Genomic DNA, 23,511 nt, shown 5'->3' with positions numbered 1-23,511 from the left:
GGTAAAGTGGCAAAGCACTGGGCCGTTGAGTGTTTGCCCGCCGCAACGTAAAATTTAGGGCTACGAACGGATTCTCCCTCACCCAATCGGCCCCAGGCCTTCTTCATGAGCGAATTACACCACGAGTGCGGCGTCGCGGCCATTTATCACCTCCCCGGTCGTGAAGTGAGCCCGTTATGCCCTTCCCAAGGGCCCGAGGAAGCTTCTCGGCTTATGCCACGAATGCTACTCGACATTCAAAATCGCGGTCAGCTTTCGGCAGGAATGACGACATTCTCTCCGCATCGCAATCAGTTAATCGACACGTACCGCAAGCTGGGAACGGTCAACGAAGCGTTTCGGCTGAACCATCGCGGCAAGGCTGAGAGCTTGATGCGGGAATATGCGGGGCGCGCGGCCATTGGACATGTGCGCTATGCCACCTGTGGCGGCGAAGATTGCAGCTATGCCCAACCGTTTGAACGGCATCACCTCCAAAAGCATAAATGGTTTGCCTTTGCTTTTAACGGTCAGCTTGCCAACTACGCCCAACTTCGCGACAAATTGCTCGCCGAAGATGATCATCATCTCGCGCGAACGACCGACACCGAAATTATCATGCACGAGATCAGTCGCGAACTGTCGGGTGACAGTCGCTTGCCTCTCATTGAAGTGATGCGGAACATCGCCACCCGTTTCGACGGGGCCTACAGCTTGGCGATTCTGAATGCTCAAGGTGAAATGCTTATTGCCCGCGATCCCTTGGGCGTGAAGCCAATGTGCTATGCCATCGAGGGTCCGCTATTCGCCGCGGCCAGCGAAAGCGTAGCCCTTGTGAATCTGGGTTTTCAATCCAAGTCGGTCCGCCCTCTGGAACCTGGCGAAGCGATCACCGTCAGCGAACGCGGCATCGAAATCGAACGCTTTTCGGATGAAACTCAGCGCGCCCACTGTTTCTTTGAATGGATTTATTTCTCGAATGTCGCGAGTACACTTGACGACCGCAGTGTCTATTTAGCTCGCAAAGCCTTGGGTGAAGAGCTCGCCCGTATGGAAGATTTGACGATTGATGAAGACACGATCGTCGTGCCAGTCCCCGACACCAGCAAGGCAGCCGCGGATTCGATGGCATTTCAGTTGGGTGTGCCGAGTATCGAAGGCTTGATTCGGAATCGCTATTCGGGCCGCACATTTATCGAAGGCAGCGGCGACCGCGTGGCCAAGGCTTCGGTCAAATACACGCCGCTTCCTGAAGTTCTGGCGGGAAAACGGGTGATCTTAGTCGAAGATTCGATTGTCCGCTCAACAACAATGCGTGTCCTTATCACAAAAATTCGTGAAGTCGGACGTGCGCGTGAGATTCATGTCCGGGTTGCCTGCCCACCGATTATTGCCCCTTGTTTCTACGGCATCGATATGTCGACCATCGGCGAGCTCTTCGCACCTGCATTTATGCAAACAGGCCGCAGCGACGAAGAAATGTTCACGGCCATGGCCAACGATTTGGGAGCAAACTCACTGCGATTTCTGCCCGTGGAATCCATCGCTCGCGCCGTGGCCAAGCCCGCTAACCAGTTATGTCGAGCGTGCATTACCGGAGACTATCCCACACCTTGCGGACAAAAGCTCTATAGTATCGCGCTGGCAAGCTCCGCCGCAGGTGGTCCTGATCCCGTGCGGACCTACGAAGTCGCGACTGGTTAGATAATTTGTGATTGTTACTTCACAAATTCAGAGCGGTAAACGGGTTCATCCTTCAAGCGCGTGCGACGCTCGAAATGCGTGCGGTAGTCGAGTGCATGTTCAGGCGGTTTTTCAGCCACGTCGAGTGGAGCGCCGAACTGCCCCATTTCAGTCATCAGTTCCAGCGTGGCATCGAAATAATCTTTCACGTCGGTCCAAAAATGAAATCGGCCACCGGGTTTTAATGTTCGATGAACATCGCGCAAAAATTCTTCATTAAGAACGCGGCGTTTGTGATGGCGCTTCTTCCACCAAGGATCGGGGAAATAAACATGCACCGCGGCGAGGGAATCGCTGGGAATCATTTCGCGAAACAAACGCAACCCATCCCCTTGCACGGCGATGGCGTTATGTAGATCTCGCTTGGCCAATCGAGCCGCGATGAAGCGAGCATACTTATGGGCGACTTCAATCCCCAAAAAGTTGTGCTCGGGACAATGGGCCGCCGCTGTTTGTAGAAACAGACCTTTCCCGCTGCCGACTTCCACTTCAAGTGGGGCCTCACGGCCAAAAAGTTCCACGGGATTCCACGGCTGCGGCAACTCTTCGAGCGTGCGGAAATTACGCGAGTAGTCTAGCTGCGGATCAACTTTGGGTAATGCGCGCCGGCCCATGTCTAAACTTCACGCTGGGCGAGTTTGCGAATGTCTTCTTTCCAAAGCGGGATGCCACGAATCTCACCGTCGCACACGACCGACTTGCCGACAAACGCTTGAAAGCGGCTGACCACGATGCTGCCGCGCCGCATCTTGGTGAGCATGCAGGAAACGGTCAGACGATCCCCGGGGAGAACTGCCCCGCGAAATTTTACGTCGCTGAGGCCACCGAATCCCATGATGTCGCACCCCAACAAATCGTGCTTCAGCGCGTGATAGGAGCAAACCTGGGCAGCGGCCTCACAGATAATGACGCCTGGCATCAACGGAGCGCCCGGCATGTGGCCTGGAATCCAGAATTCCTTGTCCGAGACGTCTAAGTAGCCGGCGCAGACGTTATTCTCACCATCGTCGTAGACGATAGCGGTCAAATGCTCCATATCGCCGCGCTGCGAATTGATCTGCCGAATGGCATCGATATCCGCCACGATGTGGGAATAATCGAGCACGTCGGGGTCAACGATCCACTCTTTGCCAGCCACGATTGATCGTTCCTTAGCTGCAGAGACTCAGAGGCTACCAGCAGTGGCTTAGGTGCGGACCTTTTGACGACGGCTCTTGCGTGGCCGGCTGCAGGCGGGGCGCTTGCCGTGATTGGCTTTTTTGACTTTACGACCAGGTTTGGCCATTGTGATCTCCCTTTTGGCGTGATTGCATGCGAAATAGCCCCTGAGTTTAGCAAAGAACGGGGGGGCCCGAAAGTGCGGGTGGGGTTACAAAAGTCTTACTTTTCCCGCAAATCCCACGCCTCGACCCAGGTGATCCCCACGGGCTGCATGCCAAAATCTTTAATCAAACGCTCGTGCATGTCGTTGAGATGTCCTGCTCCATAGAAGATGCCGATCTTACGTTTGCCAGCCTTTTGCTGCTTGCGTAGGACGTCGAGGGCTGTTTTATTACGCTCGGTGATCAACGTGGACCCCTCAGGGCCGGACATTCCTGACAGCATCGATTCCATCGAGGCAAACTGTTTGGCAATGGTGGTTTTGAGCTTCAAAGCTTTGTTCTCGGAAGCCATCGCGGAGAGCAAATCTAAATTCATCATGAAGCCTTGGCTCGGATCGCCCGACTGTTCGGCAATCGCTTGCCCCGCCATCCGCATGTACATCTGCATGAAACTTTCGTCGCGGGCAGTCATCGATTCGCCAAATTCCTCGGGTGACATGTCGGCATGAACGAAGTTGGGTCGCGTGTAATCCACCATTTCTAGTTGATGCTCAAGCTCAAGCATTGACTTAATGCCGTTTTGCATGGCTCCCACGGGATGGAGATTTGAAGTGCCTCGCCCTCGTTCAACCCGGGTTCCTTCGGGTGCGACCAACTCGTAAAGTAGGGCCTGATACTGGCGGAAATGGCGGTTTAGCCCTTCGTAGTAGTCTTTGTCTCCCACATGGACGGCTCCGATTAAGTCAACATACTGCCGTGCGTTGGGCAAAGTCCCTTCTTTGGTCTTACCTGCGAATTGTGCTGCGACCCGTGCTGGCACGTAGCGGACGATAGCGATTTCCAAAGCCTGCGGGTTGCCGTCTTTATCTTTGGTAAACCGGACCCACTCAGTACCAAGATCAGACTTTGTTTCTGAAATTGGCTCTTTTGCCACCGACCTGTTCATAAGAGTCGCTAGCAAGAGAAAACCAACAAGTTTTAAGCAGATGAATGGCTTTATCAACGCAACATCCTTAGTTAATAAGCTGCCGAAACCGGGCGCCGAGTATCGAGGAAGTATATCCGCCACGCCACGGGCAAACAAATACCGCTAGCAGAAAGCAGCAGAAGAATCGTTATTTTCGTCAGACTTTACCGAACTTACTCAACCCTCACGACCCGCGTTTCCGATACTACCAGCACAGATCGTCCGTTTGGGTCCTCGAGGTAGGACCAGGACCAACGAAACTGCACCTCTAACAGGGTGCCTGCGACAAGGGTAGTGGGAAGTATGACCGCTCCATCAATCTCGAAATGGTTCTCGAAGTGTTTGGCCGCCGGCTTGCTGATGGCTGCGGGAACCGACCGGCTGCTCGCCGACGAATACTATGACATGAAGGACACAAGCGTGTACGTGGATAATACAGACCACGACTTGCAGTTCTTCTCGCCGGTGGATTTCGATTTCGAGAATCTGCCCATTCAGCAACCCAATGGGTACTTCTTCAACTTTGATAAGTTGAGCTGGGCCACGACTGGCGAACGGGTCACCGTCGGCAGCGAAAATACAGGCCCTGGAACTACTGGTGGGGGATCGTTAGCTCCGTTCCGTAATTTCTTGACGGGATTTTGGGGAGGTGCTTTGCCGCCAACATCGGTTCTAACGCCCGTAAGCATTCCTGTTCCACTGTTTAGTAGTGGTATCAATAGCGGCCCTCCTCGCGCTGAATTTGCCTGGGGCGAGCGTTATGAGTTCGGTGTTTATCAAGATGAAACCACATGGTCAGTAGGTATTCTTGATGGCCCTGAGGCCAACGCAGGACAGTCCTATGGGCTTGAAACACAGGATGAAATCTATGGATCCGTGCTAGTTGTGTTTGATGATCCTCAAAACTTGTTTCGAGGCTTTATCGATGTTGTGGGACCTATCGGAGGGCCATTTGCTCCTGATGGCCTTGCTGATGATATTGACGCCGACGGGCAATTTGGTCCGGACGGTTACGACCTAGATGATCCAGGCCGTGAACCAGACACTTTTTTCCTAGGTGACCTACGCGGTGACTTCGATGACATCGTTACTTTGCCAACGAGCTTCCAATTCTTAAACGTTAGAAATAGCACAAAGTCTGACGGTATTGAATTGATGAAATCTCACCGTTTGGACAATCGCCACCGCATGGTCAAGAACCAAAACAACGTTGTTGAGTTCGGTTATGGCGTGAGATACTTAAGGCTTCGCGACAAGTATGACGTGACCGGCTTCGGCGGAACAATGGGCCAAAGTTTCTGGGACACACAAATCGACAATAATCTGGTAGGACCCCAACTTTCTCTGAAATGGATGCATCAGAAAAATCGCTTCCAACTCGATTGGAGCGGACGTTTCATGTTTGCTTATAATATCATGAACATGGAGCAAGACGCTGCCTTGGGCCAAGACTTGGTTCCTGGTCAATACAATCGCGCTCTTTATTATGGGCCTACGGTTGCCTCGCACGGACAACAAGATAATGACTTTTCGCCAACCGCTGAAATGCGTGTCACTGGCAGCTATCAAATTAGCCGTGCCCTTTCACTCAACTTGGGGTACACGGCGATATTTGTCGACAACATTCGCCGTGCTGCCCAACAGGTGAAATACGAACTGCCAAACATGGGATTTCGAGAGGGTGCTGATACGCAAGAAATCTTCATCAACGGCGTGAACTTTGGCTTCGACGTGGTTTACTAACCAAATATTTGATTTGCAAATACAATAGCCCCGGGCGCAAGCCCGGGGTTTTTTATTGCGCACCAAAGATTACGCGCAATAAAAATGCTGGTAGATTTCGACTCGCGAAATCGCCAGCATTAAGCGTTTAATCGCCCTACAAAAATCTAGGCCTTGATCTGCGCAGTATGCAATTTACGCAGCTCGCCAAGCTCGCCTTCCAAACGATGGCGCAAAGGACTTTCGGGCCGTAATTCGTTGAGCAAGACTTCGGCATTCTCAAAGACCTCTGGTGAAAGGCCATTCTTGAAGAGCCGGCCCCAGCTTCGGGAGACTTCGTTTTCAGTAAGCAAAATTGTGTTCCTTATACGATCAAGCGTGAGATCAAGATCATTAACTTCTTCTTCATTATCATTGCTGCTGCGATAACCAGCAAGTCTTCTGCTATTTCCCGCGAAAAAGTCGTGCGGAAAAATCGCAGAACTTGGCTGTAAATACGTTAAGGCTTGTCAAAGTTACCGGTTACCGATCAACTTGCATTGGGGGACGGCGGTGTTAACCTCTGGCGAACCTGACGATTTTGTCATTCCCGTAAGCTCGACATGTGAGGCAACCGGATCACGATATCCATGGCGAGCTGGCCTTATGGAATATCCGGTGGGGATCATGGCAATCCGACAACATAGCTAGGATTGGCTTGCTACTACAGGCGAACAGTGCCGATTGAAAGGTCATGATTGTCCAAAAAACCTTGTAAATACGGCACTTCGGATTTACCCCCGGCAGGGGGTGCGTAGACCATGCAGGCCCTTTACAATAGTGGTTTGGTTTTCTCGCCGGTACAGCGGTTATTGGCGTGGTTGCAGTTTACGGATTGCCGCCATGCACTGCGTATGGCACCCGCCTTACTCCCCGCAGCCCGCATCAACCGCTTTGGCGAGGTCTGGAGACAACAGGCATCGGTAACAACTCGGTTCAAGTTCCGCTCAGCACATTGTGGGTGGCCACTATGCTGGTAACAAGCTTAATGGCCTGCTGACACGCTGTCTGGTAAGTTCAAGAAATTGGTAGCAACCGTGCACCTCGATCATCTTCCCGGTTCGTTTTTTGGTCCCGCGAATCTGCTGGAGCTCCTCCAGCACCGCGCACTCCATCAAGGGGATGACGTCGGTTTCCGATTTGTCGTCGACGGTGAGCGGGAAACCGTTGAATGGACTTATGCCGACCTCGACCGCAAAGCACGAGCCATCGCTGCCTCGTTGCAATCGCTTGATCTGGAAGGTGAACGCGCACTGCTGCTGTATCCTTCTGGGCTGGATTTTGTCGCCGCGTTTTTTGGTTGCCTCTACGCTGGCGTGACGGCGGTCCCCGCCTATCCCCCGCGTCGCAATCGCAACATGGCGCGAATCGATTCGATTGCCAACGACGCCGAAGCCAAGATCGCACTGACAACGGTCGACGTGCTTGAACGCGTACAAACGATGATTGGCGATACGCCCGCGCTTCAGCAACTTCGTTGGCGGGCGACGGACCAATGGAACGAAGACTTGGCCAATAATTGGCGACGCCCCGATGTGCATGGCGAGACACTCGCCTTCCTGCAATACACGTCGGGTTCGACTGGCACGCCCAAGGGGGTCATGCTGTCGCATGCCAACCTGATGCACAATTCGGCAATGATTGCCTATGCCTTCGAGCACACACGCTCGGGTAACGGCTGCTTCTGGTTGCCGCTTTATCACGACATGGGGCTCATCGGTGGTATTCTCCAGCCACTCTACATGGGCAAAGCCAACACTCTGTTCTCGCCGACCCACTTCTTGCAGAAACCAGTGAGATGGCTACAAATCCTCTCGCAAACGGGCGCCACTATCTCCGGCGGGCCAAATTTCGCGTATGACCTCTGTGCAGAGAAAGTCACAGCCGAACAAAAGAAAACGCTCGATTTAAGCCGCTGGACGCTGGCTTTCAATGGAGCCGAACCTGTTCGTGCGGAAACCATCGAACGCTTCAGCGCCGCCTTCGCGGAATGCGGTTTCCGTCGCGAAGCGTTTTATCCGTGCTATGGTTTGGCCGAAGCAACGCTGATCGTCACGGGTGGCTACAAGCAATCGCCGCCGGAAATTCACTCGTTTGATGTCGCCAACCTCGAAAAGAATTTGGTTGTCGAAACCAAGCCTGGTGCCGAAGGTTCGCGCATGCTGGTTGGCAGCGGCGGCAATCTGCTCGATCAACAGATCGTGATTGCCGATCCCGAAACCTTTGCCAATCTGGGCAATGGCCGCGTGGGAGAGATCTGGGTTTCTGGCCCCAGCGTCGCGCAAGGATATTGGAAACGCGATGATCTCACCAAGCAAGTCTTCCAGGCACGTCTCGACGATGGTCGTGGGCCGTTCTTACGAACGGGTGACTTGGGCTTTCTGCTCGATGGCGAGCTATTCGTCACGGGCCGTTTGAAAGACTTGATCATCATCCGCGGCGTGAATCACTATCCCCAAGATATTGAAGACACTGTTCAGGCGGCTCATCCCGACGTGGTTCCCAGCGGAGGCGCTGCGATTGTCGTGGGTGATGAAGGCAACGAACAACTGGTGATCGTCCAAGAAACGGTGCGCCGCCGCGATCTCGATTTTGCTGAAATCACCCAGGCGATTCGCAAGCGAGTCTCACTCACACACGATATTCCCGTCTCGGCCGTTGTGCTAATTAAGGTAAGCAGCATTCCCAAGACTTCCAGCGGCAAAATTCAACGTCACGCCTGCCGCGATGGCTATCTCGCCGGCACCCTCGCCGCGGTAGCTACTTGGTCAGTGGAGTCGGGAGACGTGGTGGTCGCTCCTTCAGTGCGCCGTGAACGCGGGGAAGAATCGGATTGGGTTGAAGAGGGCGATGTTCGTGAAAAGCGACTCGAACACGAGAAGCCCGCTGCACTTAATGGCTCGGCTGTTACCGAGAAACCCACACCGTCTAAACCTGCGGGGAAGATTCCCGTCGGACAAACGGCCGAAATCGCAGAAATCGTTTATGCCAAGGTCCGCCAAATTGGTCGCGAGCGAGTCGGCGGTTTGGATTGGGATTCCAACATTCTTGAGTTGGGTCTCGATTCACTCGAACGGATGGAAATCGTCGCTTCGCTCGAAGAGGCCTTCGGAGGACGTTTCCCCGAATCGGTGCTCCCCTCAATGGAAACCTGCGGGGAGGTCGTCGAAGCGATCCAGCAATATATGGGGGGCGGGACGAAACGGCGGGCACCAAAACCCTCTGACTACGTCGTTCCCGATGAGGATTATGACTTTCCTAAGTCGCCTGAATATATGCGACTTCAGGAAAACTTCCGCATGGCCCAAAGCACCGGTCTGCCCATTCCCTTTTTCAACGTGCATCAGGGCATCACCAACGACCGAGCGCAAATTGGTGGCAAAGAGTACATCAACTTCAGCAGCTATAACTACATCGGCATGTCTGGCGACCCCGTGGTTATCAACGCTGTTCAGGAAGCCACCGCCAAGTTCGGCACGAGCGTCTCGGCGAGCAGATTGGTCTCGGGTCAGAAGACAATCCATGTTGAGCTTGAGCGGGCACTGGCCGAATTTATTGGCACGGACGACTCAATTGTCTACATCGGCGGCTATTCGACCAACGAAACGACGATTAGTCACTTGTTTGGCCCCGGTGACATGATTTTGCATGACGCACTGTCACACAACAGTATCTTGCATGGTGCCATGAGCTCCGGTGCACGTCGTCGGCCCTTCCCGCATAATGATTGGCAAGCTTGCGACGAGATACTCACCGAGCTTCGCCACGAATATCGCAAAGTGCTGATCGTCCTCGAAGGCGTGTACAGCATGGACGGCGATTACCCCGACCTCCCCAAGTTCGTTGAACTTAAGAAGCGTCATAAAACTTTCTTGATGGTCGACGAAGCCCACTCGATGGGAACAATGGGTCTGCACGGTAAGGGTATGTCCGAATACTTCGACATCAATCCCCGCGATGTCGATATGTGGATGGGCACTTTGAGCAAATCCTTCGGTAGTGCGGGCGGGTATATCGCCGCATCCAAGGAACTTGTTCAATATCTCAAATACACGGCGCCGGGCTTTGTGTATAGCGTGGGACTTCCGCCGCCAAGCACCGCGGCAGCACTCGCGTCGCTACGACTGCTGCAAAAAGAGCCCGAGCGCGTTCACAAACTCGGGCACAACTCGCGCCTGTTCCTGCAGCTTGCTAAGGATGCGCGGCTCGACACCGGCCTTGGTAACAATACGCCCGTCGTACCTGTGATTACTGGCAACTCGCAGAATGCGCTCCGGCTGGCGCACGCGCTCTTCGAGCGCGGTATCAACGTGCAGCCAATTATGTATCCGGCCGTCGAAGAGAGCGCAGCCCGATTGCGTTTCTTCATTACAAGCCTCCACACCGACGAACAGATTCACGCAACCGTGGGGGCTACCTCCGAGGAATTGGCGAAGATCGATCCCAATTACAAACGACGGCTCGAAAACTCGGCAGTCACGGCGGGGGATTCGGCCGTTTTTCATTAGGATTATTCGTCCTGTGCCGACTATACCGTCTGCTCACGCCCATCCTAACTCCTGATTTGCGTTTGCTTTACCGCTCCTACCCAGCCGACTAAACTGAATAGTGATGGGGAGAATGTTGGTCGTCGTGCGCGCACAGCGATCAGGAAACCACGCTCAAGGATTCCAACCACGGTCGCCGACAGCTTGTGCTGTCGAAACTTGTCGCATCGGCTTGGTGTTTGAAAATCCTTGTCAACTGTCTTAACCGCTGGAGGGCTCCCCATGTCCCAAGCCATTGTCGATCCCGCCGAGTTGCGGCGGTTTGCTCATCAGCTCTCCCAGTTCAGCAACGAACTCGAAGATCGCGTGAACACGCTCGCCAGCCAATTGCACGGACTCAACAGCAGTTGGCGGGATCAAGAACACCACAAATTCGCCGAAGAGTTTGAGCACCACCTTAAGCTCATCGCGCGGTCGATTGAAGCCTCGCGCGAATATGCGCCGTTTCTGCTCCGAAAGGCCGAACGCATCGAAGAATATTTGCAGCAAAAATAAGCCTCCTCCAGTTATCATTCCCCAATTGAGAACAAGCATGTCGGGACCCGCTCAAGTCCGTTCGGTGGCAGCGATTGAACGCTTTCGCGCGTCGCTCGCCGAATTTGAGCAGCGCGTGCGTAGCGCCCTCGACACGCTATCAAGCGAACTCAATCGTGCGACCGATTGGCTTGATCACGCTTGCCCTCGCTATTGGCAACAACAAGAAAAAGACGCAGCCGATGCCGTGCATCAAGCCAAGCTTGATTTGGAGCGCTGTTTGATTTTCCCCATCGCGGGGGAAAAACCATCCTGCCGAGAAGAGAGAGCCGTCTTGAAAACCGCCCAGCAACGTTGGGAATATTGCCGTGAAAAACGCGACTTAGTCCGTCACTGGCGAGGCGTGTTGCAACATGAGCAATATGAGTATGAAGGCCGCCTTGGCCATTTACGCAGGCTACTGGAGACTGATCTACCAGCCGCCCGAGCTAAGTTAAGTTTGATTATCAGGAGAATTGAAGGTTACACGATCGAACGCCCCCCCGAATCGTATGAGCCGAGCCCAATCCTACCGATACCGAACCAACCCGAGTAAATATCATGCGACGCATCGATCTTGATACCAGTGCCGCTCAATTGCACAGCGCTCTGAAGGATTTGCAGCTTGCCTGGCACGTCACTTGCGAATCGTGGAACGACGGCGTGAGCCGCCAGTTTGCCGAGCAACATCTCGATCCACTGATTCCGTCAGGCCGCATGACCATCGACGCGGTCAATCGGATGCGCGACCTGCTGGGCCGCATTGAACGTGAATGTAACGAATAGAAGAACTATTGAAGGACTACCAACCAGCGTGACTGACGTGCAACTTTCCACCCGCCGCGAATTGGAGCTGATGCAATACTTGCAGCAGTTGGCTGATGCGCGCGCCGCAGAAGAATCACGTTTGGCAACGACCCTGACTACAGAACTAGTCGCGGCGGAAAAAGAACATCAAACCACACTCAACAAGCTAACCAAGGACTTTACGGAAAAACGTCGCAGTTTGGAGAACGACTTCGCAAATGCCAAGCTCGCGGCGGGACAGGAGCTGCGTGATGCCAAGACGGAATACACGGCCAAGCTCGAGGCCGAGCAAAATCAAATCGCGGCCGACCACAGCCAGCATGCGTTGATGCAGGAACGCAAACACAAGGAAAAACAGTGGGAAGCGATGGCCGTCTTCGACGCCTCCAAAGACGCGCCACAACAAGCGTTGGATCAAGCCGGTAAGCGGATCCACACACGCAAGCTGCAAGTCGACGCACTCGAACGCGACGCTCTCACATTGCTTGCGATGCGCAATCTCAGCAAATTTGCTGACGCAGTTTCAAGTGAGATTCCCACTCAAGAATCCACCAAGGTAGAGAACGCCGAGGAACAACTTCAGGCGTCGGTCAGCGAGTTACAACGCTCGGTCATCGATCTTCAAGCGCAGACATTGCCTGCATTGCTGCTCGAAGGGAATCGTGTCTTTATCTGGTTGGCTCTGGCAATCATCGCGATATTTTTGCCAATGGTATTCTTCTCAGGGCTTTCACTAGTTAGTACGTCCTTGGGAGCCATCGTGGCGGGAACACTACTCGCTGGCGGCGGTTATTTGTTGCTCAAGCCGCGGGCGGTTAAGCAGTCTCTCGATCAATTTTCTCGGATCAAACAGAACTTGGCGATTGCCAGGCGTTTGGAGACCTCAGCCTGGCAGGGAGCACAAAATCGCAGTCGACTTGAAGCCGAAGCAATTCATCAGCGCAAGCAACACGATCTGGTAGCCGCACAGGACGAGCGAGACAAAACCCTCGCCGAAGCCGACGTTAAAAAAGCTGAACTGCTCGCTCAAACACAACAGCGTTTCGACGCGCGGCTGGCCGAAGCCCAAGCTCGGCATCTATCCGTTTTGACGGCTGTCGATGAAAAGTATCCACCATTGTTAGATCAACTCGCCACCGATCGGCAAGCAGCCTGGCAAGCGAATGAAACTCGATATTCAAACCGCACGACCACAGCCAAAGCACAGCATGCTACCGAATGGGAGCAGATGGCAAATCGCTGGCATGCTGGCTTTCAAGAGGTTGCCGGTGAGCTTGCTGCCATGCAAACGGCCTGCGATCGATTTTTCCCTGATTGGAACGATGCCGACTGGCAAGAATGGCCACGACCAAAATCGATTCCTCCCGTGATTCAATTCGGTCGCTGCCAGTTGCCTCTGCAAGCCGTCAAAAATGGCGTTTCCCAAGATCCGCAACTCGTTCCCGCACAAACTCAGCTCGCCCTTCCCACGTGGATGTCGCTCCATGAGCATCCGCGCATGGTGATCACGGCCGATGGACCAGGACGCGCCGTAGCCGCCGAGTTGTTGAAGCTCATGATGTTTCGCTTCTTAACGGCCGTCCCTGCGGGGAAATTGCGTTTCACCATCATCGACCCCATGGCCTTAGGGCAAAATTTCGCAGGCTTTATGCATCTGGCCGATCACGATGAACAACTTGTCGGCAAACGGATTTGGACCGACCCGCGACAAATCGAAGAGCGGCTCGCATTGTTGTCCGATCACATGGAACGGGTCGTCCAAAAATATCTGCGCAACGAATTCGCCACGATCGATGAATACAATGCCCAAGCTGGCGAAGTGTCCGAGCCTTATCATGTCCTCGTGGTTGCGAACTTCCCCGGCGGATTGAGCGACGCCGCGATTCGCAAACTCAAGACCATTGCCACGACTGGCCCGAAGTGCGGCGTGTTCACATTGATGCATATCGACACTTCCGTCAAATTGCCGATGGATTTCAGCATCGCGGACATCTTGAATGGTTCGGTCCACTTAGATTGGTCCGAGGATCGGTTGAAGTGGAAGTATCCGCTGTTTGAGAAACTTCCGCTGCAGCTTGAATCATTGCCCGCGAAAGACAAGCTTAACGAATTGCTACGCCATGCTGGCCAAGAATCACGAGCCGCCAGTCGCGTGGAGGTGCCGTTTGCCGTGGTCGCACCTCCGGTCGACAAAATTTGGTCGGAAACTTGTGATAATGAATTGATCGTCCCCGTTGGTCGCGCCGGCGCGAACGAATTGCAATCCTTGCGACTCGGACGCGGCACGGCCCAGCATGCGTTAATTTCGGGCAAAACGGGTTCCGGCAAGAGTACGTTGCTCCATGCGCTCGTCACGAATCTTGCGCTCCGCTATAGGCCCCAGGAAGTCGAGTTTTATCTGGTCGACTTCAAGAAAGGCGTGGAATTCAAAACCTACGCCACCCACGAATTGCCACACGCCCGCGTGATTGCCATCGAAAGCGAACGTGAATTTGGCGTGAGCGTGTTGGAACGGCTTGATGCGGAGCTGCAAAAGCGGGGCGAAATGTTCCGCGAACTCGGCGTACAAGATTTGGCGAGCTTTCGACAGAAGACAAAACAAATCTTGCCACGCGTCTTGTTGATTATCGATGAGTTTCAGGAACTCTTTGTCGCCGACGACAAGCTGGCCCAGGATGCGGCGCTCTTATTAGACCGTCTGGTGCGGCAAGGCCGTGCTTTCGGTGTGCACGTGCTGTTAGGTTCACAAACCTTGTCAGGCGCGTATTCGCTTGCTCGTAGCACCTTGGGACAAATGGCGGTGCGGATCGCGTTGGAATGCAGTGAAGCCGATGCCCATCTGATCTTAAGTGATGACAACCCGGCGGCTCGATTGCTTTCACGACCAGGCGAAGCGATTTACAACGATCAGAATGGCACGGTCGAAGGCAATCATCTGTTTCAAGTGGTTTGGCTGTCCGATCAGCAGCGCCAAGAATATCTGGCGGAGATCCGTGCAAAACAGCAAGCTGAGGAATTGCCTGCGCAAACGGCCATCGTGTTTGAGGGAAATGTTCCCGCCGATCCGTTGCAGAATGACCAACTCATTACTCTACTTACTGCCGACGGCGAACAAACCGTCAGCGAGCCAAAGATTTGGCTCGGCTCGGCAGTGCGGATCGAACCACCAACACAGATGACGTTTCGCCGACAAGGAGGTAACAACCTCTTGATCGTTGGCCAAGACGAACCATTGGCACTCGGCATATTGACCACTGCCGTGGCAGCATTGGCTGCGCAACTTAGTGGTGACGCCTCCCACATCGAAATTCTCGACGGCACACGGCCCGAATCTCCCAATCATGGCGCTTGGCAAAAATTCGCCGCCAATTTACCAGCCAAGGTTTCCGTCCATGCCCCGCGCGATGCTTCACGAATCATTACGGAGCTCGCCCAGGAAGTGAAACGCCGCCAGGAAAGTCCGGATACAAGTTTTGAACCTCGTATTTTGGTGATTCACGATCTCGCGCAAATTCGTGACTTACGACTCACCGAAGAAGATTTCAGTTTCTCCCGAACGACCAACGGCAATGCCACCTCCGCCGACAAACGCTTCCGCGAAATCTTGCGCGAAGGCCCCGCGACTGGCGTGCATGTACTCATCTGGTGTGACTCGCACAACAGCCTGATGCGATTTGTCGATCGCCTCACCATGCGTGAAATCGATTTCCGCGTGGCCCTGCAAATGAGTCCCGTGGATTCCACGAGCCTCATCGATTCCCCCGCCGCAGGTCGGCTTGGCGAGCATCGTGCCATCTTCTATCGCGACGACACCGGTTCGCAAACCAAGTTTCGCCCCTATGGCCGGCCTTCTCCCCAGTGGCTCGCGTTGCTCACCGAGCATTTGGGCGAGAACACGCGTATCAACGTCGACTTGGGCTGAAAAAACGCGCTATACTGCGGATTTTCTCGAAGCGGCCAGCGAAGCGTTCCCTTATTGGTTCCTTCCACCATATCAGTAAAAAGCATTTAGACCGCTATTTGGACGAATTCGAGTTTCGTTTCAATAATCGCAATAATCCTTACATTTTCAGGGATGCCATGCGTGAGTTAGTTACTTGTAGGAATTTGGAATACAAGGATTTAGTGGCTACCTAGCTTGCCCCATATCCCTGTATTCGATCTGTTTTTTCATTGCCTCTATTTCAGAAGGTGCAGCGGCTAACCCAATTCCCCAAAAATCGCATTTACTAAACGTACAGTGCTGCAATTGTATCGCTCCAAGTTGCCATTCATTGACGCCTTTTGGCCAGTACAACGCCATTTTCTCTTTGTCATCACCTAGACTGTGCGTGTATTGGAAATTGAACTGGCATGAAAGGAACTCTGTTGGCAGGATTGGTGCCAGGACGGCTGGACCGTAAATTTCGCAACTTACGATTTCTCTCCCACGAACCATCCCGGATACTGTCTCGTCGCGGGATAATTCGTAAGCATAAAACGACCGCCCCTCAATTTTCTTTTCCTTAAGCTCCTCTGGTGTTGCGCGTGGCCGACTTGCTCCAGGTATCGGAGCAAGTCCTTGGTACGACTCTGCGACTTGGCGTTCCCCAAGTCCGAACCATCGCCCCCACGGAAGCCACGCTAATAACAATAACATAACAGCAGCTAACACAAGCAGCCATCTCATGTTGTTTTGGTCCAACTTACCAACCCCCAAACTTATCCAATCCTGCCATTGCTTTATGTCCCCGGGGACGCCAGACAGCCCAATGACGGCAAGGATAATTGCGATTAAAGATGCAAAAACTTTCCAAGCAGTAACCAAACTCCAATCCATCGCAGCGCACTCCTGGGGTAAGGTGCCCAAAAGTCCGCAATATACACACCTGTGTCAAGCATACGATGTGAACATTTGTACATATTCACTTTTGGCCATAGGGAAAATGCCGCTCCGGGGTCTGCTCGGCATCGGGACTATGCCGGCTAACGTGCTGTGTGCGCGGTAAGAACATTGATACACCGCTGGCAATGTTCCGCTTTTCGTGTCATCCTAACAGAGCGGATAAACTCTCTTTTCTTCGGAGCCTTTTCATGGACACACATCATTCGCGGCGGCAGTTTGTTAAAGCGGCTCTCACCACCACGGCCGCAACACTCGCCGCGCCGGCAATCCTGACGGCAGCCAAGACGGATAAAAACATGATCATCGGGTCGGGCGAGCATCAATACGAAGTGCTCCACCGCTTCCCTCAACTTCCCGACAAATACCTCTGGATGACGACGCACAATGTCGCATTCGATAGCGAAGGCAACCTCTACGTCATTCACGAAGGCAAGATCGATCTCACGGACCATCCGACGATCTTTGTGTTTGATCCATCCGGCAAATTCATTCGTGCTTTCGGCGAGCAATTCAACGGCGGCGGGCACGGTCTGGAAATTCGTAACGAAGGAGGGCAAGACTTTCTCTACGTCTGTGCCTATCAGCAGCAGCGTTCCTTCGCCAAGCTCGACACTAAAGGCGAGCAAGTGTGGCGGAAAGGAGCGCCGATGGAAAGCGGCTTGTATGCCGAGGGCGAAGACAAATTTCCGCGAGCGAAAGATGACAATCCCTGGGAGCGGAATCGGTTCATCCCCACGAATATCGCGTTTCTCCCCGATGGTGGCTTCTTCGTGATTGATGGCTACGGGGCTTACTGTGTTCACCGCTACGATGCCGACGCGAAATGGCAAAGCACGTTTGGCTCGGTGGGCCAACTCGCCGAACGCAAAGACGGCACATTCAAGTTGCCGCACGGGATTTGGATCGATAGTCGCGGTGAGGAACCATTGATCGTCGTGGCCGATCGGGAATTTGATCGGCTGCAATGGTTCTCGCTCGACGGCAAGCATCGCGAAACGCTCGATGGTTTTCTCTGGCCGGCGAATGTCGACATCCATGGCGATGTGATGGTCGTTCCCGAGCTTGTGGCTCGCACGACTTTGCTGGATAAGAACAACAAAGTCATTGCCCACTTGGGGACCGATTCCGAGCGGATTCAAAAGAACAAAGCAGACACCGGTGGATTCAATATCCGCACCGATGAATCACAGTGGCAGGATGGCAAGTTTGTCCATCCGCACGACGCCTGTTTCGATGCCGATGGCAATATCTTTGTGGCGGAGTGGGTTGCCACGGGGCGGGTTACGAAGCTGCGGCGGGTCTAGTCGCGCGAACTTATATGGCGATTCTCAACGCGGAACAAGTTCCGCCGCTAAATTCGGGCTTTTTGTACGCCTCGACATTCCTTCTTATCGCCTTAAAATGGGTGGTTTCTCAACTGACAACTATCGCATTTCTATATTCCGCATTGCATCTGTTTAAGATTAGAAGGAACCCTCCGCATGAGCACGATCGTCGATATCCATGGCCGCCAAATTCTCGATAGCCGCGGTAATCCCACCGTCGAAGTCGATGTCACGCTCGCTGATGGTACCGTGGGCACGGCCGCGGTTCCTAGCGGAGCGAGCACCGGCGCCCACGAAGCTTGGGAACTCCGCGATGGCGACAAAGCCGTTTACATGGGCAAAGGGGTCAAGCAGGCCGTTGAGAACATCAACACCAAGCTCGCCGACGAGCTCATCGGCATGGACGCGCTCGATCAAATGGCCGTCGATGGCCTGATGCTCGACCTGGATGGCACGCCTAACAAAAAGAGCCTGGGTGCCAACGCGATCCTGGGCATATCGCTGGCCACAGCCCACGCGGCCGCTCGGTATTGCGAATTGCCGCTCTATCGCTATCTCGGCGGTTCCAATGCCCGATTGTTGCCCGCCCCGATGATGAACATCCTCAACGGCGGTCAGCATGCCGACAACAATGTTGACGTGCAGGAATTCATGGTCATGCCGCTGGGGTTTGACTCGTTCAGCGACGCCTTGCGTTGCGGTTGCGAAATCTTCCACAACCTCAAGAAGGTCTTGCACGACAAAAAGCTCAACACGGCCGTCGGCGATGAAGGGGGTTTTGCTCCCGACCTGAAGGCCAACGCCGAGGCGTTCGACGTGATCCTCACCGCCATCGAAAAGGCTGGTTACAAGCCGGGAGAGCAGGTCTGGTTCGCCATGGACGTGGCCAGCACCGAGTTCTTCGATTCCAAAAAGAAGGTTTACACGATCGACGGCAAGGAACTCGACAGCGGCGCGATGGTCGACCTGTTGGCCTCGTGGGTCGATAAGTATCCGATCTGCTCGATTGAAGACGGCTGCAGCGAAGACGACTGGGAAGGTTGGAAGCTGCTCACCGACCGGATGGGCAGCAAGTGCCAGCTCGTGGGGGACGACTTGTTCGTCACCAACGTCGAACGTCTACAACGGGGCATCGACCAAGGGATCGGCAACAGCATTCTGATTAAAGTCAATCAAATCGGTACCCTCACCGAGACCATCGACGCGATCAATCTGGCCCATCGGAATGGCTACACGAGCATTTCGAGCCATCGCAGCGCCGAAACCGAAGACGCGACGATTGCCGATCTCGCGGTGGCTTGCTCCACCGGCCAAATCAAAACCGGCTCGGCTTCACGCAGCGACCGCATGGCCAAATACAACCAGTTGCTCCGCATCGAAGAGCAATTGGGTGACGCGGCTCAATACGCGGGACCACTTTTCAAATACAAATAACTGGCGAGCCGGATGCGTCAGCTTCCGGCTTCGGTCAGAAATGGTGAAAAACTTTCGACGCCCAGGGATTGCATTCCCTGGGCGTTTTGTTTGGGGTGCGCTCGCGTATTCCGCGCTCCGCGTTGCTTCGCGGCTAACGTACAGAATAACTTGGTTGGAACCTTGGGACAAAATTCTGTATCCGCTAGAATGGATGTATGCCTAAACCTCCGATCACCGATTCGCCCTGGCTTTGGTTCGCGTTGTTCACTGCGGTGGGGCTGACCGCGCTCGTGGCCACGGGGGGGAAGTTCGGGGCCCGGCAAGCGAACATTGAACGCAAGGCTCAAGCCCGCGCGGCGGTGGCGGAAGGGCTCGACGTGAAACAAGACGCGAGCGGCAAGAAATTGGCGACGGGCGTTCCCAAGTATTCCGCGCCGGGGGAGACACAGATTCGACTCGTGCCGTTGGCGACGGTGTTGGGGCTGATTTGCGCTGGTTCGCTGGCGATGTTAGCGAGAGAAAGATTGACTAACCACGAAGAGACAAAGGACACGAAGAAAGAGACTTGATCAATGAATCGGTTAATTCAATACTTTGTGTCCTTCGTGCCTTTGTGGTGAAAATTGAATCGTGAATCTCTTTCTTGAAAATCCGCTGCCGATTTGGGCCCTCGGCGCCGTTGCACTTACGATCAGTGTCATTGTGTTTCTTGCTAAGAGGTCGCTTGGTTCGATGCTCGGCGTGGCGGCAGTGATTGGAATCACTGTGCTGCTGTTGTTCATTGAAAGTGCGGTCGTTACGCCCACGGAAGAACTCGAACAAGCGGTCGCAACCGTGATGGCCGCCATCGAGGCGAATGACCTCAACGGCGTGCTGGCGCAGATCGATCCGCAAGCTGCGCATGTCCGCCACGACGCGGAAACGCTGATGCCGCAGGTGAAAGTCAAAGAAACAGGGGCCACGGCCGTGCGGGTAGAGATCGACGGCAACGCGGCCCCAGTCAAAGCAACGACATTCTTTCGCGGACGCATCGACGGTACGAATACTCGCAACGGCGTGCGTCTGTTCTACTTCGATCAGGTCGAACTCGATTGGCACAAACCGTCTGACAAGTGGCTGATCACCGACTACCGTGCCAGCTTCCGCGGCAAGCCGGTGAAGGCCTCCGAGGGACTGCGCGGAATTCGCTAATCATTCGGCTGGTTATTCCACAGATCTTCGCGTGGGGGCGGAATCGGTTGGAAGAACTCGCGGGTCGACTCTCGCCGCTGCACGCCATCGCGGTAGCCGTCGGCGGCATCGGGATCGAGGCGACGAGGATCGGGGCCTGCGGAACCGTAGCCGTAGCTGGGCGAGGTCACATCCCAGGGCGGCGGATAACCAGGACCATTGCCGTGATGGCCACCGCCACCCCAACCAGGACCGTAACCGCCCCCACCACCGCCACCGGCGTAGCCGCCACCATAACCTCCGCCGTAACCGGGCAAGCCAAAACCACCACCGAAGCCGCCGCCAAAGGAACCACCCGATACGGTCGAACCGCGCCAGGCGTCGTGGAATCGTTCCCACTCGGCATCGAGACCGCCGCGGCCATTGCCGTAGCTGGTGACTTGGTAGTTGGTGCTGGCCGAACCATCGGCACCACGCAGCACCGTGCGATTGCGGCTGTAACCACTGGTGACCAAACGTGGATCGTCCAAAGGCTCGACAGGTTCAATCCGATCGTACTGCGCGACTCGCGCATTGGTTTCGGGATCGTGCGTGTAACGACTCCGCGCGAAGACCCAGCTATCGGGCCTCGAAACATAAGGCGCGGCCGTGGCGAGCGGGTAGGCACCACAACATTCACTAGCGCGGGAGCGCGTGGCGAAGAAGATGGCAACCAAAGCGGCGGCAAACACCAACCGCCAAATGAGCGAGGGGATGCGAGTATTCATGTTGATCATCGGAGGAGGGAGGAGAGGGCAGGGGAGAGAAGCGAGGAGGAGGGGAATTTTGAAAAGGGGGTTTATTAGCCGCGATTCAACGAATCGCAGGGTCTTATTTCATTGTAATTACAAAATTGAAAATCTATGTATTTACGCGAAAAAAGTCATTCTGAGGGGAGTCCTACGACCGGAAGAATCTACGTTCCATCCTTTTCGGAGCCGGAAAACGTCATCGTATGCAAACCAGATCCTTCGGTCGGCGAGCCTCCCTCAGGATGACAGTTTCGATACTTGTTATGACTCTTCTTCAATCGCAACGGGGGCGGTTTCTGTGTCTTCGGGTTGCCAAATCTTCAGTTTGTGATCTTCGGGGTCGTAGATGTATTCCACTCCCGGATCGAGCTCGGGGAGGGCGATTTGGTTGGCCTGGATGATCGCGGTCATGAACTCTTCGTGGGAATTAGGATAACGCCCTTCGGAGGCGTTAAATAAGTCGAGCGAGTGCTTCATGTTGTTGAAAATCATCGAGTGCTCGGCATAAAACCGAGCCCCCGCCACCGCACCCAAGTAGCCACCCGCGGCTCGGGACTTCTTCCCCTTCGCGGGGTCGAGATCCGAGACTTCGCGCGGCTCGTCCGTGACGGCCGGTGGTTCGTTGGGATTGGGGGAACCCGGGTTGGCCGACGTAGCTGCCGCTGGATCGGTTGACGTTGCTGCCGCTTCTTCGCCGAGATACTTGGCACGAAGTTCAGGCGTCGCCTCGGCAGGGCGCCAAATCTTCAGCAAGTGATCGTCGGGATCGTAAAGGTATTCGTCGCCGGGTTCGAGTTCCGGAAGCGGCAGCACTTGCGGGCACATTTCCGGAATGAACTTCTCCATGAATTCTTTGTGGTCCTTCGGGTAATGGGAATGAATGATTTCGTACTGTAGCAGGGCCGGCTTGATCACGAGATTAAAAGTGGTTTCATTCTTAACCCACGGCATCGATTGCATCGTGCTGCCTAAGGTGCCACCCGCGCGGCGGGAGAGTTTGCCTTGCTTGGGATCCTTGGGGTGAATCTCGCGGGGGACGCCACTGGTCATCGGCGGTTCGCCTTCGACGCCCGACATATCAACGCGGCCATCGGGCAGGAACGCTTCGGGGTCGACATGGGCCGCTCGGTCGTAAGCCGAAGGCTCGGCTGCGGGAGTGGTCGTAGCAGCGGTTGTGTCTGCCGGAGCAGCAGCCGTATCCCCAGGAGTTGCGGCCGTGTTTGCCGGCTGAGCCGGCGCAGCGGCTTGGGGAGGTTCCAGTTCCGGAACTTCACAGCCGGAAATCATTGTGATCACGCATAGGAAATAGGGAATGGCCTTCATGATAAGAATTCCGTTCTGTTTTATGTTTTCCAAGTTTGATCTTTTTGAACACTCATAAATCCCTGATCTTCGCAAATGAGATCAGTGGTTATTAGTGATGATTAGTGTTCCGCCCGTTGTCTTAAGCTTTCACTTTTTCAAACTTCCAGTCACGCATTTCGCTGAGCATCGCAGTATGCGTCATGTCGAACTTCAACGGCGTCACCGTAATGTTGCCTGAACGCAGTTCCAACAAATCGGTGTCTGCCCCCGGCGGTGGGTCGGGTTGCAAACCGTTGGCCCAAAAGTAGGGCCGCCCGCGGGGGTCCATTCGTGCCTGAAAATCTTCGCCCCAGGGTGCGGTCGCCATCGGCACGAATTTCACTTCCGCCGGATTGGTCAACGCCCGCATGGGGATGTTCAAATTATACAAATGTCCGGCCGCATCTTTTTGGGCGAGCATTTGCTTAATGATGCCCGCCGCCTTTTCCGCGGCTATGTCGTAACGCGGGGCGTCGTGATATTCGAGCGACACCGCGATGCTGGTGATTCCAAAAAAAGCTCCTTCAATGGCCGCCGCCACCGTGCCGGAGTACAGCACGTTGATGCCGGCGTTCATGCCACTGTTGATCCCACTGACGACCAAATCGGGCCGTTCCGGCAGCAACGCACAAACGGCCAGCTTCACGCAGTCGGCGGGACTTCCCTCGACGGCCCAGCCACGCCGCTTGCCGTCCTCGGCGAACACTTCCCGGGCCATCAGGGGGGTCAGGTACGTGATCGCGTGCCCCACGCCGCTTTGTTCGGTGAGGGGGGCAGCTACGGTCACGTCACCCAGTTTCCGCACCTCACGTTCCATGGCCGCCAGGCCCGGTGCATAGATGCCGTCATCGTTGGTGAGCAAGATTCGCATGCCGTAAATATCCGTGTGGCTAGGAGTTCCGTCGATACTTAGAATTCCACATCATAGCGGGTCTTTGTGC

The 23,511-nt window shown here is 54.6% G+C and carries 20 protein-coding genes and 1 pseudogene; 12 read left to right on the top strand and 9 right to left on the bottom strand.

Annotated features, from left to right (window positions below; translation table 11 throughout):
- Positions 1–105 precede the first annotated feature (105 nt).
- The gene (locus tag AC6T8Q_RS14345; protein ID WP_500679726.1) at positions 106–1,683 is read left to right on the top strand and encodes an amidophosphoribosyltransferase; all 1,578 of its coding nucleotides are present in this window, start codon (positions 106–108) and stop codon (positions 1,681–1,683) included.
- Between the two features lie 14 nt (positions 1,684–1,697).
- On the opposite strand, the gene trmB is transcribed toward AC6T8Q_RS14345, so the two are convergent.
- From trmB to AC6T8Q_RS14325, 4 genes are all read right to left on the bottom strand, one after another.
- On the bottom strand, positions 1,698–2,336 hold the full coding sequence (gene trmB / locus AC6T8Q_RS14340; protein WP_500679725.1) for a tRNA (guanosine(46)-N7)-methyltransferase TrmB: 639 nt from the start codon (positions 2,334–2,336) through the stop codon (positions 1,698–1,700).
- Between the two features lie 2 nt (positions 2,337–2,338).
- Positions 2,339–2,860 carry a 3-hydroxyacyl-ACP dehydratase FabZ family protein gene (locus tag AC6T8Q_RS14335; protein WP_500679724.1) on the bottom strand — a complete coding sequence of 174 codons (522 nt, stop codon included), beginning with the start codon at positions 2,858–2,860 and terminating at the stop codon, positions 2,339–2,341.
- 48 nt (positions 2,861–2,908) lie between these two features.
- Positions 2,909–3,007, bottom strand: a complete 99-nt coding sequence (locus AC6T8Q_RS14330) for a 50S ribosomal protein bL37 (protein ID WP_390622054.1) — start codon at positions 3,005–3,007, stop codon at positions 2,909–2,911.
- A 95-nt stretch (positions 3,008–3,102) separates the two neighbouring features.
- On the bottom strand, positions 3,103–3,978 hold the full coding sequence (locus AC6T8Q_RS14325; protein WP_500679723.1) for a hypothetical protein: 876 nt from the start codon (positions 3,976–3,978) through the stop codon (positions 3,103–3,105).
- A gap of 336 nt (positions 3,979–4,314) precedes the next feature.
- On the opposite strand from AC6T8Q_RS14325, the gene AC6T8Q_RS14320 reads away from it, so the two are divergent.
- Positions 4,315–5,754, top strand: a complete 1,440-nt coding sequence (locus tag AC6T8Q_RS14320) for a BBP7 family outer membrane beta-barrel protein (RefSeq protein ID WP_500679722.1) — start codon at positions 4,315–4,317, stop codon at positions 5,752–5,754.
- Positions 5,755–5,900: 146 nt separating this feature from the next.
- On the opposite strand, the gene AC6T8Q_RS14315 is transcribed toward AC6T8Q_RS14320, so the two are convergent.
- Entirely contained in the window at positions 5,901–6,086 is a 186-nt protein-coding gene (locus AC6T8Q_RS14315; protein ID WP_500679721.1) for a hypothetical protein, read from the bottom strand.
- 723 nt (positions 6,087–6,809) lie between these two features.
- Here AC6T8Q_RS14315 and AC6T8Q_RS14310 point away from each other — a divergent pair.
- From AC6T8Q_RS14310 to AC6T8Q_RS14285, 6 genes and pseudogenes are all read left to right on the top strand, one after another.
- Entirely contained in the window at positions 6,810–10,280 is a 3,471-nt protein-coding gene (locus AC6T8Q_RS14310; protein ID WP_500679720.1) for an aminotransferase class I/II-fold pyridoxal phosphate-dependent enzyme, read from the top strand.
- A gap of 261 nt (positions 10,281–10,541) precedes the next feature.
- A complete protein-coding gene (locus AC6T8Q_RS14305) occupies positions 10,542–10,814 on the top strand; it encodes a WXG100 family type VII secretion target (protein ID WP_496922607.1) in 273 nt (90 codons plus the stop codon).
- A gap of 37 nt (positions 10,815–10,851) precedes the next feature.
- Positions 10,852–11,388 carry a hypothetical protein gene (locus tag AC6T8Q_RS14300; RefSeq protein ID WP_500679719.1) on the top strand — a complete coding sequence of 179 codons (537 nt, stop codon included), beginning with the start codon at positions 10,852–10,854 and terminating at the stop codon, positions 11,386–11,388.
- Positions 11,389–11,393: 5 nt separating this feature from the next.
- Positions 11,394–11,618 (top strand): hypothetical protein, encoded by a 225-nt coding sequence (locus AC6T8Q_RS14295; RefSeq protein ID WP_496922605.1) that lies wholly within the window; start codon positions 11,394–11,396, stop codon positions 11,616–11,618.
- 28 nt (positions 11,619–11,646) lie between these two features.
- The gene (locus AC6T8Q_RS14290) at positions 11,647–15,561 is read left to right on the top strand and encodes an FtsK/SpoIIIE domain-containing protein (protein ID WP_500679718.1); all 3,915 of its coding nucleotides are present in this window, start codon (positions 11,647–11,649) and stop codon (positions 15,559–15,561) included.
- Between the two features lie 38 nt (positions 15,562–15,599).
- Positions 15,600–15,692 (top strand): annotated as a pseudogene (locus AC6T8Q_RS14285) (transposase); the annotation flags it as partial.
- Between the two features lie 76 nt (positions 15,693–15,768).
- On the opposite strand, the gene AC6T8Q_RS14280 reads toward AC6T8Q_RS14285, so the two are convergent.
- Positions 15,769–16,458, bottom strand: a complete 690-nt coding sequence (locus tag AC6T8Q_RS14280; protein ID WP_500679717.1) for a hypothetical protein — start codon at positions 16,456–16,458, stop codon at positions 15,769–15,771.
- Positions 16,459–16,712: 254 nt separating this feature from the next.
- Between AC6T8Q_RS14280 and AC6T8Q_RS14275 the strand changes: the two genes are divergently transcribed.
- The 4 genes from AC6T8Q_RS14275 to AC6T8Q_RS14260 all read left to right on the top strand — a co-directional run bounded on the left by AC6T8Q_RS14275 (position 16,713) and on the right by AC6T8Q_RS14260 (position 20,456).
- Positions 16,713–17,828 (top strand): NHL repeat-containing protein, encoded by a 1,116-nt coding sequence (locus AC6T8Q_RS14275; protein WP_500679716.1) that lies wholly within the window; start codon positions 16,713–16,715, stop codon positions 17,826–17,828.
- Positions 17,829–18,005: 177 nt separating this feature from the next.
- Positions 18,006–19,283: a phosphopyruvate hydratase gene (gene eno / locus AC6T8Q_RS14270; protein ID WP_500679715.1), complete on the top strand. Its 1,278-nt coding sequence runs from the start codon at positions 18,006–18,008 to the stop codon at positions 19,281–19,283.
- Positions 19,284–19,480: 197 nt separating this feature from the next.
- The gene (locus AC6T8Q_RS14265) at positions 19,481–19,834 is read left to right on the top strand and encodes a hypothetical protein (RefSeq protein ID WP_500679714.1); all 354 of its coding nucleotides are present in this window, start codon (positions 19,481–19,483) and stop codon (positions 19,832–19,834) included.
- Between the two features lie 61 nt (positions 19,835–19,895).
- Positions 19,896–20,456, top strand: a complete 561-nt coding sequence (locus AC6T8Q_RS14260; RefSeq protein ID WP_500679713.1) for a hypothetical protein — start codon at positions 19,896–19,898, stop codon at positions 20,454–20,456.
- On the opposite strand, the gene AC6T8Q_RS14255 is transcribed toward AC6T8Q_RS14260, so the two are convergent.
- From AC6T8Q_RS14255 to surE, 3 genes are all read right to left on the bottom strand, one after another.
- Positions 20,453–21,202 (bottom strand): hypothetical protein, encoded by a 750-nt coding sequence (locus AC6T8Q_RS14255; protein WP_500679712.1) that lies wholly within the window; start codon positions 21,200–21,202, stop codon positions 20,453–20,455. The genes AC6T8Q_RS14260 and AC6T8Q_RS14255 overlap by 4 nt on opposite strands.
- 285 nt (positions 21,203–21,487) lie before the next feature.
- Positions 21,488–22,549 (bottom strand): hypothetical protein, encoded by a 1,062-nt coding sequence (locus AC6T8Q_RS14250; protein ID WP_500679711.1) that lies wholly within the window; start codon positions 22,547–22,549, stop codon positions 21,488–21,490.
- A gap of 121 nt (positions 22,550–22,670) precedes the next feature.
- On the bottom strand, positions 22,671–23,441 hold the full coding sequence (gene surE / locus AC6T8Q_RS14245) for a 5'/3'-nucleotidase SurE (protein WP_500679710.1): 771 nt from the start codon (positions 23,439–23,441) through the stop codon (positions 22,671–22,673).
- Positions 23,442–23,511 lie beyond the last annotated feature (70 nt).

This window comes from Bythopirellula sp., assembly GCF_041737835.1.
Classification (GTDB): Bacteria; Planctomycetota; Planctomycetia; order Pirellulales; family Lacipirellulaceae; genus Bythopirellula.
Note: the sequence above shows the minus strand (reverse complement) of the source record. Positions and strands in the feature narration are given on the sequence as shown.